Origin of the sequence: Companilactobacillus tucceti DSM 20183, from assembly GCF_001434665.1 — a bacterium.
Lineage (GTDB): Bacteria > Bacillota > Bacilli > Lactobacillales > Lactobacillaceae > Companilactobacillus > Companilactobacillus tucceti.
On record NZ_AZDG01000002.1, the window covers coordinates 64,254 to 77,643 of the forward strand.

Sequence of the window (13,390 nt, forward strand, 5' to 3'; positions counted from 1 at the left end):
TTATTTATTAGCTGTATTTATAATAATGAATTCAATTTTTAAAGTCCAATTACAAGAATTTAATGGATAACAATAGGGGCCGTGACATAAGTCACAACCCCTATTTTAGTTTCTAAATTTTTATAGACTAAACGTGCAACAAAAGATTTTACTTACTCAACCAAGCTAGGACTTGATCTATATTTGCTGACCAAGTAGTCCAGGAGTGATCTCCTTTAACTGGCATCCATTTATAATTGCCCTTTAATTCATTTTCCAAGAATTCCTTCAATGCTAAATTATCATCACGCATGAAGTCAGCATCACCACATAGATGTAGGACTTTTTGATCAGGGTGGAATTGATTAAATATATTAGTTATTTGATTTTCTTCTACTTTTTTATCTGAATCAAAAATAGTATCAAACGTATTTATTGGCATAGGACTTTTTTCGTTATTACGAAAATGTTCAATATCTGCAACAGGAGACATTGCAGCAATTTTGCTAATTTTGTCAGGATTTAGAAAACCGATTTTAAGTGCACCATATCCACCCATACTTACACCGGCAATATAATTATCCTCAGCTTTGTCTGATATAGGCAACATGCCTTGTATTTTTGGCATTAGTTCCTTAACAAAGAAGCTATAGTAAGGTATGAAATTAGAATCAGTATAAAAGGCGTTTCTTCCTTCGGGCATGATGACAGCCAAATCATATTTAGCTGCTAGTTGCTCGATATTAACGTTTCTCATCCAAGTAGTATCATCAGCTGTGTAACCGTGTAAAAGCCAAACGGCCTTATAATTTTCCTTACCTGAATCAGGAATTACGATTGTTGTTTTAAAATATGTATGTAAAAAATTTGTACGAAAACTGGTATTTAATAATGTCATATTTATACCTCCAGAAATTGAGTATCCAATATGAAGTTTGTATCTTACGACAATTGATGTCAAGCCAAGCTAAATTTATAGTTACATAAGATATATTTATGGAAGTTAAAAAGAACCATACATTTCTGTATGATTCTTTACAACTATTAAATAAAGTTAACGATTTGCATTAGGATAGGAACAACGATAACGAATAGAACAGTTGATGTAGTTACAACGTTAGTTGCATATTCGACATCACCATGTGATTGTCCAACCAAGATAGGTAGAACAGCTAAACCAGGTGCAGCTGCTTGAATAATTAATGTATTGCTTTCTAGATTAGGCATTGGGTGACCTAATGAAACACCAAGCATTACAAAACCAATCACGATTGCAGGTGCAAAGACGAATCTACCAAGTAATGCAAGTATTGTATCGCGGTCAAAACCAATTGATTTAAGGCCGGCATCAGCTAAGATGATACCAATGTAGATAAGAGACATTGGTGTAACGATACCACCAACCATGTCTAGGGTTTTATTGATCCATTCAGGAACTGGGATTGCTAATAGCAAGAATACTAGTGATACTAAGAAACCAACAAGTGGAGCAGGTAGAAGTTTCTTCCAATTGAATTCTTTTTTAGTACCTTTTTCAACTGTTGGATCATCATTTGAGATGAAGAATACACCAATTGCCCAAGTTGAAATTGTATTCATAACATAGTAAACAAGGAAGTAAGGTAAACTCTTTGTTCCAAATAAAGCCATGTTTAGTGGTAGACCAATGAAAATAGTATTAGCATTGGCAAACATGTTGATAAATGTACCACGGCGGCCTTTTTTAATATGGAATACTTTAGTAAAGATCCAAGCTAGTAAATAACTGCAGGCAAAACTGGCAAAAGCAAAGACTAAACCGCCTGAAAGGCTAGCTAATTTGTCACGTGTTAAATATTTTAATACTGATACGAAAATAGATGCTGGCAAAGCAATTTTCATAATAATAAATGAGATATTGCTCTTAAATTCGTCACCAAGACGTCCTGAACTTCTAAGCCAGTAGCCAAGCGCAATAACGATGACGATTTCGGCAACACTTTCTAATGAAGTAATAAATGCTTCCATGAATATAATTCCCCTTCTCTTATAACGTAATCCTAAAAATTAATATTTTGGTTCCCATTTGATGTCATCGATTGCTTTTTTAGCATCTTTGGCATCTGTTAATTTTTCATCAATTGCTTGTTGAGCAACGCCCATAGCAACTGTCATACTAAATTCATCTAATTTTGAAACTGGAGGTAATACAGCAGCACCAGCTTCTTCTGGATCAACAATTCCACCTAATGAGTGAGCAGCCTTATTGATCATACCGTCACTAAGTAACTTAGCATTAACGGCCATTGCACCAAGTCCAAGACCAGGGTATACAAGCGCATTGTTAGCTTGTCCAATATTGTAAGTTACACCGTTGTATTCAACTGGATCAACAGGAATACCAGTTGCAACTAGAGCTTTACCATCTGTCCATTTCAAAAGATCTTCAGCTTTTGCTTCAGCAAGTTTTGTAGGATTTGATAATGGGAAAATAATAGGACGAGCAGTGTTTGCGGCCATTTCCTTGATGATTGATTCTGTAAATGTACCAGGTTGTGTTGAAGTACCAACAAGAATAGTAGGGTGGACTGCTTTAACCGCTGCTTCAAGCGATGTTAATTCATCAGCATTAGCGAATTCACTACGACTTCTTGTAAATGGTTTTTGTTCAGGTGTTAGGCCTTCAGTGTCATCAAACAATAAACCTTGTTTATCAACTAAGTAGAAGTGTTTTCTTGCTTCTTCTTCAGATAGTCCTTCTTCAACCATTGCGTCAAAGATACGTTTAGCAATACCAGCACCGGCTGTACCAGCACCAAATGACATGTAAACTTGGTCAGTGAATTTTTCCTTAGAAATATTCAAAGCACCTAAGATACCAGCAAGAGTAATAATACCTGTACCTTGAATGTCATCATTAAATGTTAAGATTTGATCTTTGTATTTATTTAAAATATTAGCAGCATTATCACGACCAAAATCTTCAAAGTGAAGATACATGTCAGGGAACAAGTCTTCTGCAAGGGCAACAAATTTGTCTACAAATGCATAATAGTTGTCACCAGTAACACGTTCATGATGATTACCCAGATAAAGGTCATCATTCAACAATTCTTTATTGTTAGTACCAGCATCAAGAACAACTGGTAGAACTGACTTAGGATCGACACCTGCGGCAGCTGTATAAACCATAAGTTTTCCAACTGAAATATCTACACCTTGAAGACCCCAATCACCAATACCAAGAATTCCCTCACCATCAGTTACAACGATTAATTTTATGTCGCGGTCGCCAGCAGCATTCTTTAATGAAGCTTCCATATCTTCTTGATCATCGATTGATAAGAATGCGGCATTTTGAGGATCTAAGAAAAAGTGACTATAGTTTTCAATTGTATCAGCGATAGTTGGATCGTAAACGACTGGCATGAAGTCATATACGTGTTCGCTGAATAATTTATAAAATAGAGTACGGTTTTCATTGAAAAGATCCATTAAGTACATGCGTTTTGCTAATGGAGTTGGTTTTTTACCGTATTGTTCATATGCTTGAGCAACTTGTTGATCAAGTGTTTGAACGAATGGAGGTAATAAACCTTCAATTTTATTAGCTTTTCTTTCTTCTTTTGTAAAAGCAGTTCCCTTATTTAAAAAAGGATTATTTAGTAAATCTAAACCTGTGTATGTCATTGCTTTGCCTCCTGAAATAACTTTCGTGACATACTATAAACCGTTATAAAAAATATAGTCAAATATGTTATAATTGATAAAAAATATTTATAGGTGAGACGATGAATTTAAATGACTATGGATATTTCCAAAAATTGAGTGAAATGAAAAGCTTTTCGGAAACAGCGCACCATTTTAACGTCAGTCAACCAACTATAACCTATGCGTTAAAAAGGTTAGAAACTGAATACGATACTAAACTAGTAGAAAGAAAGAGTTATGCTAATTCTCTTTCACTAACATATGCAGGAGAACAGCTCTTAAAACATGTAAACAAAATATTACATGAGGATAGCTTAGTTAAAGCTGATTTAAATCGTATAAAGAAGAAAAAAATCAAAATGGGATTACCACCAATAATTACTAATTATTTAGTACCCAAGGTTTTTGACAACTTAAAAAAATTTGATTATTTAAACCGAATCGTACCAGTGGTTGATGGCTCAAAAGAGCTACTGACTAAGTTAAAGAATGGTGATATAGACTTATCACTTTTGGGATCAACATCATTACCTGAAGATCCAGAATTAGAATATAAAGTGTTGGATATACATCAATTCAAAATAATTGCTAGTAGTAATAGGAAGTTTAAAAATAATTTAAAGTTGTCAGACTTGATTGATGAAGATTTTATAATTTTGGATGAGAAGTCTGTTCATCAACAAGTTTTTAATGATTTTATTGATAAATATAATGTTTCTCCAAATATTATCTTTCAGACTAGTGATTATAAATTACTTCTGAAATTGGTTCAGGAAAATAAAGGAATAAGCTTTATAACCGAAACTGCTATTAGAGATACATCTGGAATACAAGAATTAAAATTCGATAATTTAGATCTACCACCTTTTTATATAATGATGATATATCGAAAGAATACGGTGAAAAGTTCAATTTTTCAGAAATTAATTAGCATTTTTGAAAATGTTTAGATAAAAAATTAATATTTCTATTAAATGTTATGAATTTTTTGTGGTATACGTGTCTGCTTAGAGTGATATATAATTATAGGTGCCAATAGTATGTATGGGATTAATCCGACTATTCGGTAATAGATAATTTAGTATCAAATAGTCGACTTTGATCCAACAAATTATCTTTACAGAAACAGGCAAATATTGGGATAGTTCTTCAAATAGCCGTTTCTGGAAGAAGCTGAGTATTCGGCTTCTTTTTTTTACAACAAAATATTGAAAATAAGAAAATATAGCAAAATTTTAAAAGAATCCTCCTTTTGCCTGTCTGACAAGGGATTGAGAGATATAATAAGGAAATTAATGAACGATATATAGAATCTATACTTATATATATAGATACGTTATGCTATATTATTCGTTGGAGAGGAAATCCCTGTTTCCTCTCTCTTGATAATTTCATGTTTATAACAGTCTGATAATCTGTTATTACCCTGAATGGTAGTTCCTCCCTGAGCTACCATTTTTTTATGCCTTTTTTCTTGTTTATCGATCTATATTGGTCGGTTTCAGGAAATAGATAGTAATATGGTATAATTTTGTTACTAAGTTACTAGGAGTATTCAGTTATACGATGAAATATAATAAAGAACAACAGATTGAAATTGCTAAATATGCAATAAATAACGATTATGGTTATAAAAAGACCGGTGCTAAATATGATATTTCGTACCAACAAGTAGCTGCTTGGGTTAGAAAATGTGAAACGCAGTTAAAAAACAAAGAAGTAAAAACTGAATCTGAGAATGAATCTAACGAAGCAAGTACATTGGATATTTTAAATCGTCGCGATCCTGTTTTAGAAAAACGATTGGAAGATGTTAAACGTCGCCTAGGGTTAATAGATTAGTTGAGGAAGATAGTTAAATGAAGAATATTATTTTCGTTTGTTTAGGTAATATTTGTCGTTCTCCAATGGCTGAAATGATGATGCGTGAGTACATAGCCGAGAATAATTTGAATAATAAAATATCAGTTTCATCTAGAGCTACTGAAGATTATGAATCTGGCAATCCGATGCATCCGGGGGCGGTTGCTGAATTAAATAAACATAGCGTTCAAATTGTTGAACATCATTCTCAGAAAATTTCTCAGGCTGATTTTTCCGAAGCTGATTTGATTATTGGAATGGATCATCAAAATATTATTGATTTAAGAAGTATGACAAATACTTATCAGGATAAGATTCATCTAGCACTAGAATTTATGGATAATAAAGAGATTCAAGATCCGTGGTATGACCATAAATTTGATCGAACTTATTCTGAATTAAGTCAGGCAATTCCATATTGGACAACTTTTCTTTTGAATAGTATTGAATAAGAGTCGGAGACTTTTAGTTTCAAGCTCTTTTTTTATGGAGGAGGCATTACTGTGCAATTAAGTGCAGTTACTATAATATTAAGGTTAATTATTGCTACTGGTATATCTGGTGTTATTGGCTGGGATAGAGAGCATAAAAATAGACCAGCTGGTATTAGAACTCATATACTGGTCTGTTTGGGTGCATGTATTGTAGCTTTGATTCAAAAGGAAATAGGTTTTAATGCGTTAAGGGTCGCAGCACAATATCCACAATATAAGGGAGTTATTCGTGCTGATGAAGCTCGATTAATTGCTCAAGTTGTCAGTGGTATCGGTTTTTTGGGTGCCGGAACAATTATTGTTGAACATCATTCAATTAAAGGATTAACAACGGCTGCTAGTTTATGGGTAGTAGCTTGTATGGGTCTTGCTGTTGGTATGGGAAACTACGTTATTGCCATAGCAAGTTTCATAGTTGTTTTTGGAGTCATAGCTTTCTTGAAACGTATTGTGAGAGTTAGTGCAATTAAGAGTATTGAAATTCAATATAAAAATAAAGTGGAAACAAAGAAATTTATTTATGATTATTTCCAAAGTAAGAATATTGCTATAAGTAATGTAGTTTTTAGAGCTAATAAAATCGATGGTGAATACTTGTATACTAATGTTTACGAAGTCAAATTACCTCGAACTTTGAAATACGTGACAGTTATAGAGGATCTGTCTAATCACGATGACGTTACCAAAGTTAGAACAATCGCTGCAGGATAGATTCATATCTTTGAGAAGTGATTTATAATTTTGATAATTTTTTCTTGGTTGTAATTAAAAAAATCATCTGATAAAGTTTTCTTGTCAGGGGGAATTAAATGTTTAAGCGAGTGGTATTGGGGATTTCACTTATAGCGCTCATTAGTGGTGGCTCAATTATTTCAATGAAATACAATACAACTAATGCTGTAAATTTTGATCGTGTGATTAAACGTAAGGATTATAACTATGTTTCATTTCAAAATCTATACGAGAATCCACAACTGTATGTAGGAACTAAGATATATCAATACGGTACAGTAGAAAAGGTTGTCTTTAATAGTGATAATAGCTATATGCTAGTAGTTTTGAATGGTAAGGATCAGTCAAACATTATTAAACTCAATTTTGATTATAGCAAAACTGATAATGCTAATCGCTTTTCCGTAGGCACTAAAGTTAGATTCTATGGTAAAGTAGCAAAATCAGAAGACTATGAAACTGCTAAAGGTAGAGAAACTACTAGGCCAGTTGTTAATGCAAATTATGTAGACTTAAAAAAATAACAGAACCCACCGGAATTGGTGAGTTCTGTTATTTTTGTTTATCAAAAGGGTTTTTATATTTGTAACGGACAGTAAATATAAATGGCAATCACTCTTCTAAAAAGAAGGGTAGAACATATGAGAAGTTATCATTACTTTTGATCTTTGGAATCTTTATCCTTAGAGGATTTTTCTTCCGCGGATTCAACGCGTTTAACATTTTCTTTTACATCATCGGGAAGTGAGGCAAATTTGTCAAATAAACTGCCAAAATCATTTTCGCGTTTCACTGTTAAGCCCATCGGAATCAGCCCCTTTCAGTTATTTCTTTATCTTTTAAATACATTATAAAGCCATCAGATAGAAAACTCAAATTGTTGCAACCTTTTTTTAATAGTTTAAAATATAAAGAGCGTGCAATTAAAGTTAATTAATAAATTAATAGGAAGGGGATAATCCATTGGCTACTGAATATCTTGAACATAAATTAAGCCTTCTTCCACCTAAACCGGGTTGTTATCTGATGAAGGATGTTAATTCAAAGATAATTTACGTTGGTAAGGCCAAGAACTTAAAGAATCGTGTCCGATCCTATTTTAAAAGTTCACATGAAGGAAAGACTGCTAGATTAGTTTCTGAGATTCGTGATTTTGAAACTATTATAACTTCTAACGATAAAGAAGCGTTCTTATTAGAAATTACGCTGATTCAAAAACATCAACCTTATTATAATATTAAACTTAAACGTGGTACTGGTTATCCATATATCAAGATCACCAATGAACGTGATCCTAAAATGGAAATAACGGGATTAGTAAAAAAAGATGGTGGATACTATTTTGGACCATATCCTAACGTATATGCTGCTCAAAATACTTTAAACTTTTTACAAAAAGTTTATCCCTTGAGGCGTTGTCAAGGTCATTTAGGGCGTCCGTGTTTGTACTATCATATGGGACAATGTTTGGGTGCTTGTTTCAAAGAAGTGCCCAAGTCAGAATATGATACCCAAATTGAGAAAATCAAAAGCTTTTTGGGTGGAAACGTTGGTGAAATCAAAAGAAACTTAAATAGTCGTATGATGAAGGCTGCTAAAAAAGAGGAATATGAACGTGCAGCCGAGTTACGTGATCAAATTCAATATATTGAAGCAACCGTTGAAAAACAAAAAATCATCTCAAATGATGGTACACCAAGAGATATTTTTAATTATTATGTTGAAAAAGGTTGGATCTCGATTCAAATATTCTTCATTAGACAAGCTAGACTTATGAAACGTGAAAAGCGTGTATTCGCATGTATTAATACACCTGAAGAAGAACTTTCTACGTTTATTCTTCAATTTTATAATCGTCGTAATCAAGTTATGCCTAGAGAAATATTAGTACCTGATAATTTGGATAAAGATACTTTATCACAGGTCTTGAATGTACCATTTAGAACACCTCAACGTGGTCAAAAGAGAGATTTAATGGACATGGCACATGAGAACTCTAAATTAGTTCTACAAGAGAAGTTTCGCTTGATGGAATTAGATAATAGACAGACATACGGTGCACAGAAACAAATTTTTGATGCATTAGGATTGCCGTATGGTCATGTTATTGAGTCATTTGATCATTCTCATATTCAAGGAACCAGTCCAGTGTCGGCTATGGTTATGTTTCAAGATGGACGCCCTGAAAAGAGTGGTTACCGTAAGTATAAAATAAAGGGCGAAGTCGAACACCAATCAGGAGCCGATGAAGCTGCTAATACAAGAGAAGTTATTTATCGCCGATATTCAAGATTGATCAAGGAAAAAGATAATTTACCTGATTTAATTTTGATGGATGGTGGAATTATTGAACTTCGTGCTGTTATGGATGTATTGGAAAATGAACTCGGCATTCATATTCCCGTTGCAGGGATGGTAAAGGATGATCATCATAATACCTCTCATTTGATTGTTGGTGAAGATGGTGAGGAAGTTCCATTGGATCGAAAGAGCCAAGGATTCTATTTGTTACAAAGAATTCAGGATGAAGTGCATAGATTTGCTATAACATTTCATCGTAAAACAAGAAGTAAAAATGCTCTATCTTCAAAATTAGATGGTATTCAAGGTGTGGGACCTAAGACTAGAACTAAATTGTTGAAGAAATATGGTTCAGTTAAGAAAATGAAAGAAGCATCCGTTGAAGATATTACTAATTTGGGTATTCCTAAGACTACAGCGCAGACTATTAAAATTACGCTGGCAAGTACAGATTTTCATAAAAAATATAAAAAGGGATAATACTGTGTTCCTACAATAATCACGATAATTGCTAGTAATACCATGGCTGCTGATAAAAGAAATAGTGCGTTACCAATAACTAGACACTAAATGTATATGAAACCGTTTCATATAGTCTGTCAAGATTGCGTTCATAAATGGAAATATATATTCCCATCACAAAATCATCACACTTTTTTAAGCTTGCTTAAATTCCTTAATAGTAGGGTGTATGTATCAATTAAATAAAAATACTTAAAAGCAAATTTAAAAAAGGAGTGTTGCTAATGCGTTGGATACCATTTTTTATGATTTCAAGTGTATCTTTTTTAACTGCTGTTTATATCCTTACTAATATTAGAGAGTTTGATAAAAGAAGAATGGCTTTATTTAGTCTTGGATATTTGACCTTTATAGGTGTCATATTATTTACACCAATGTCATTTGATGGTAGATCAGTCTATATTATGCCAGCAGGGATTGGTTCGGTAAATCTTTATCATATCTACTATGATTTAGGATTTGTTGAGAACATCATTTTAACAATTCCATTAGGATTTTTGATCAAAGAATATTTTTACGAAATAGCTTTATTTGATTTAATTCCAATTGGATTACTGATTGGAGCCTCAATAGAAACTTTGCAATTTGTTTTATCACACGTATTATTGATCAATCGTACTGGTGATATTAGTGATGTTGTTTCAAATGGAGTTGGAATTTTTATTGGTGCCTCGTTATTCTTGATTTATCAGTATGCTTCAACGAATAAATTATTAGATAAATGGATCTAAAAAGAGTGTGCCAACACATGGTCATTTTTCGAGCATTAAAACAAAAGACCCTATCAATCTGATTTTAGATTGATAGAGTCTTTTGTTTTAAGTAAAAAAACCGTGTATCATTGAACGTTTATGCTGCATGTTTAAGGACAATAATATTTTTGCCAAAAACTCTTAGTATTTAAGTTATTTAACATCAGAAGTATTAATAATTGGTTGTGAACCACGTTCAGAAATAATTGTTACCATCATATTATTGATCAATTGTAACTTCTTATCGTCAGATAACTGCATCCCCGTATCTTTCTCGAGACGTTTAATGGTTTCTTCAGTAATAGAAACGGCACCTTCAACGATAACTTTACGAGCAGATAAAATAGCTGTAGATTGCTGTCTTTGTAGCATTGCACTAGCAATTTCTGTTGCATAGGCTAAATGAGTTAATCTTGTTTCTACAATTTCAACTCCCGCAACATTTAATCGTTCTTGAAGTTCTTGTGTCAATCTATCAGAAACTTCTGTTGGATTACTACGCAAAGTTAAAGGTTGTTTGCTGTTATCAAAAGTATCGTAAGGATATTCGGAAGCAATATGACGCACTGCTGATTCGCTTTGAATTTCAACAAATTGTTCATAATTATCAACGGCAAATAAGGCCATACTTGTATCAACTACTTTAAATACGATAACGGCCGCGATTTCGACTGGATTACCACGTAGGTCATTAACTTTTAAAATGGCACTGTTGAAATTACGAACTCTTAGTGAAATTGATGTTTTTCCAGTTAAAGGAACCGTCATAAACAAACCTGCATCACGAATCGTTCCTATATACTTACCAAAGAAAGTCAAAACTTTGGCCTGATTAGGTCCAACGATAGTTAGAGAACTAGCACCAAAAATAGCAACTAGAATCAAAAGAATGCCTAAAATAATACTTATGGAACTAGATGATTTGGTGCCTGTAAGGAATAACCAAGCACCACCTAAAATAAATAGAATTGCTAAAATTAAACCAATGTAACCATTAATATGAAATACTTGTTTTTCTTTCATTAAATTTAACCTCCTATTTGTTAAGTATATCTAGAATTTTTACTAAATACAAAAAGACCGTCCTCGATTGAGAACGGTCTTAATTATTATTAATCTTTTTTCTTAGCAGGTTTCCAAATACCATAGATAACACCAGAAATGATTGAACCAATGATAACTGCTAATAAGTACATCAATGGTTTATTAGCTAATGGTGTAACGAAGATACCACCGTGAGGTGCAGGAACGTTAACATGCCATAATTGTGTTAAACCACCACCGATTGCTGAACCGATAACACTGGATACAATAACGTGTAATGGATCTCCAGCAGCAAAAGGAATAGCACCTTCTGTGATGAATGAAATACCTAGAACATAGTTAGATAGACCAGCTTGTCTTTCTTGTTCAGTAAACTTGTTCTTCCAAAATGTTGTTGCAATAGCAATTGCTAGAGGTGGGATCATACCACCAACCATAACGGCAGCCATCAAAGCACCATCTTGTGTAGCAGTGAATGTACCAATAGCAAATGTATAAGCGGCTTTGTTGAAAGGACCACCCATATCGATTGACATCATACCACCAAGTAAAGCACCAAGTACGACTGCATTACCTGTACCCATTGTTTCTAGGAATGAAGTGATAGCATGATTTACAACGGCAAAAACTGGATCGACTGCGAAGTACATAATGGCTCCAACAATCAGTAAACTAAGAACTGGGTAAAGCAAGATAGGTTTCAAACCATCTAATGACTTAGGTAAGTTCTTAAGAGCCTTCTTCAAGTAAACTACTGTCCATCCAGCGATGAAACCAGCAAGTAGACCACCGATAAATCCAGCAGGACTCTTTGAAGAAATAACTGAAGCTGATGCTTGTGATGCCATATAACCACCAACAAAACCAGGTAGTAGGGCAGGACGATCACCAATTGAAACGGCAATGTATGCTGCAAGAACTGGAATCAAGAAACTAAATGCGTAGTTACCAACATTATTGAAGAATAAGAACCATTGTGAATGTGAACCAACGGAATTTTCCAATAAGAAGGAAATTGCCATTAAGATACCACCACCGACAACAAATGGTAGCATATTTGAAATACCATTCATTAAATCAGCATAGATTTTTGACCAAAGTGATTTCTTTTCAGTACTTTCTTCTTCCTCAGCAGCACCGCCTTCAGAATGGAAGACAGGTGCTTTTTGATCAACAGCAAGATTGATAAGTTCTTCGGCTTTATTGATACCATCACTTACGGGACGGTTAACAAGGTGCTTACCATCAAATCTTGGCATATCAACTTTTTTATCAGCTGCGATAATAACACCAGCAGCACGATCGATTTCATTAGCTGTAAGCTTGTGTTTTACACCTTCAGAACCATTTGTTTCAACTTTAATGTCGACACCCATTTTTTCAGCTTGTTCTTTAAGTGCGGCCTCGGCCATATATGTATGTGCAATACCAGTAGGGCAGGCTGTGACAGCAACAACATAAGGTTTTTCATCTTTTGATGTTTTTGCCGCGTTTGCTTCAATTTCGGCTTCCTTAGCTTTTTCCTTTTCTTCGTCAGCCTTATCTTTTGCTTCTTTTTCTTTCATAGCCTTATCGAATAGGTTCTGAACTTCATCAGCTGTTGTAGCTTTTTTCAAGTTAGCTACAAGTTCAGGATTGATCAACAGTGATGATAGGGCAGCTAAAGCTTGTAAATGAAGATTATCAGCTCCATCTGGTGCAGCAATCATGAAGAATAGGTATGCTGGTTGTCCGTCAAGCGATTTGTAATCAATTCCTTTGTCGCTTTTGGCAAATAATACAGTAGCACGTTGAACAGCTTTATCACGAGCATGTGGCATGGCGATCCCATCACCAATACCAGTACTAGTTTGTGCTTCACGTTTTAAAATATCTGATTTGTATAAGTCTTTATCGTTAATGACACCAACTTGGTAATACTTATCGACCATTTCTTCGATGGCTTCTTCTTTAGTAGTAGCCTTCAAATCCATGATCATAGCGTCTTTTAATAGTAATTGCTTAAGATCCATT

At 33.8% G+C, this 13,390-nt stretch carries 13 protein-coding genes; 7 read left to right on the forward strand and 6 right to left on the reverse strand.

Annotated features, from left to right (window positions below):
* Nucleotides 1-148 precede the first annotated feature (148 nt).
* The 3 genes from FC72_RS01500 to FC72_RS01510 form a co-directional block, all read right to left on the reverse strand.
* A complete protein-coding gene (locus FC72_RS01500) occupies nt 149-877 on the reverse strand; it encodes an alpha/beta hydrolase (protein ID WP_057764070.1) in 729 nt (242 codons plus the stop codon).
* A 146-nt stretch (nt 878-1,023) separates the two neighbouring features.
* Complete coding sequence (locus tag FC72_RS01505) at nt 1,024-1,986, reverse strand: AEC family transporter (RefSeq protein WP_057764072.1); 963 nt, start codon at nt 1,984-1,986, stop codon at nt 1,024-1,026.
* 39 nt (nt 1,987-2,025) lie between these two features.
* A complete protein-coding gene (locus tag FC72_RS01510) occupies nt 2,026-3,648 on the reverse strand; it encodes a malolactic enzyme (protein WP_057764074.1) in 1,623 nt (540 codons plus the stop codon).
* 101 nt (nt 3,649-3,749) lie between these two features.
* Here FC72_RS01510 and FC72_RS01515 point away from each other — a divergent pair, with 101 nt between their 5' ends.
* The 5 genes from FC72_RS01515 (at nt 3,750) to FC72_RS01535 (ending at nt 7,282) form a co-directional block, all read left to right on the forward strand.
* Entirely contained in the window at nt 3,750-4,619 is an 870-nt protein-coding gene (locus FC72_RS01515) for a LysR family transcriptional regulator (RefSeq protein ID WP_057764076.1), read from the forward strand.
* A 616-nt stretch (nt 4,620-5,235) separates the two neighbouring features.
* Nucleotides 5,236-5,511 (forward strand): hypothetical protein, encoded by a 276-nt coding sequence (locus tag FC72_RS01520; protein WP_057764078.1) that lies wholly within the window; start codon nt 5,236-5,238, stop codon nt 5,509-5,511.
* A 17-nt stretch (nt 5,512-5,528) separates the two neighbouring features.
* A complete protein-coding gene (locus tag FC72_RS01525; RefSeq protein ID WP_057764080.1) occupies nt 5,529-5,984 on the forward strand; it encodes a low molecular weight protein-tyrosine-phosphatase in 456 nt (151 codons plus the stop codon).
* A 45-nt stretch (nt 5,985-6,029) separates the two neighbouring features.
* Nucleotides 6,030-6,737 (forward strand): MgtC/SapB family protein, encoded by a 708-nt coding sequence (locus FC72_RS01530; protein WP_057764082.1) that lies wholly within the window; start codon nt 6,030-6,032, stop codon nt 6,735-6,737.
* A 98-nt stretch (nt 6,738-6,835) separates the two neighbouring features.
* Nucleotides 6,836-7,282 (forward strand): hypothetical protein, encoded by a 447-nt coding sequence (locus tag FC72_RS01535; protein ID WP_057764084.1) that lies wholly within the window; start codon nt 6,836-6,838, stop codon nt 7,280-7,282.
* Between the two features lie 131 nt (nt 7,283-7,413).
* Here the strand turns inward: FC72_RS01535 and FC72_RS10890 are convergent, their stop codons facing one another.
* Nucleotides 7,414-7,563 carry an SPJ_0845 family protein gene (locus FC72_RS10890; protein ID WP_164477882.1) on the reverse strand — a complete coding sequence of 50 codons (150 nt, stop codon included), beginning with the start codon at nt 7,561-7,563 and terminating at the stop codon, nt 7,414-7,416.
* Nucleotides 7,564-7,721: 158 nt separating this feature from the next.
* Here FC72_RS10890 and uvrC point away from each other — a divergent pair, with 158 nt between their 5' ends.
* Both uvrC and FC72_RS01545 read left to right on the forward strand, forming a co-directional pair.
* Nucleotides 7,722-9,539 (forward strand): excinuclease ABC subunit UvrC, encoded by a 1,818-nt coding sequence (gene uvrC, locus FC72_RS01540; RefSeq protein ID WP_057764086.1) that lies wholly within the window; start codon nt 7,722-7,724, stop codon nt 9,537-9,539.
* A gap of 266 nt (nt 9,540-9,805) precedes the next feature.
* Nucleotides 9,806-10,312, forward strand: a complete 507-nt coding sequence (locus tag FC72_RS01545; protein ID WP_057764089.1) for a VanZ family protein — start codon at nt 9,806-9,808, stop codon at nt 10,310-10,312.
* Between the two features lie 174 nt (nt 10,313-10,486).
* On the opposite strand, the gene FC72_RS01550 is transcribed toward FC72_RS01545, so the two are convergent.
* Nucleotides 10,487-11,356: an SPFH domain-containing protein gene (locus FC72_RS01550; protein ID WP_057764091.1), complete on the reverse strand. Its 870-nt coding sequence runs from the start codon at nt 11,354-11,356 to the stop codon at nt 10,487-10,489.
* 89 nt (nt 11,357-11,445) lie between these two features.
* Nucleotides 11,446-13,389, reverse strand: coding sequence for a PTS fructose transporter subunit IIABC (locus tag FC72_RS01555; protein WP_057764093.1), 1,944 nt, complete (start codon nt 13,387-13,389; stop codon nt 11,446-11,448).
* Nucleotide 13,390 lies beyond the last annotated feature (1 nt).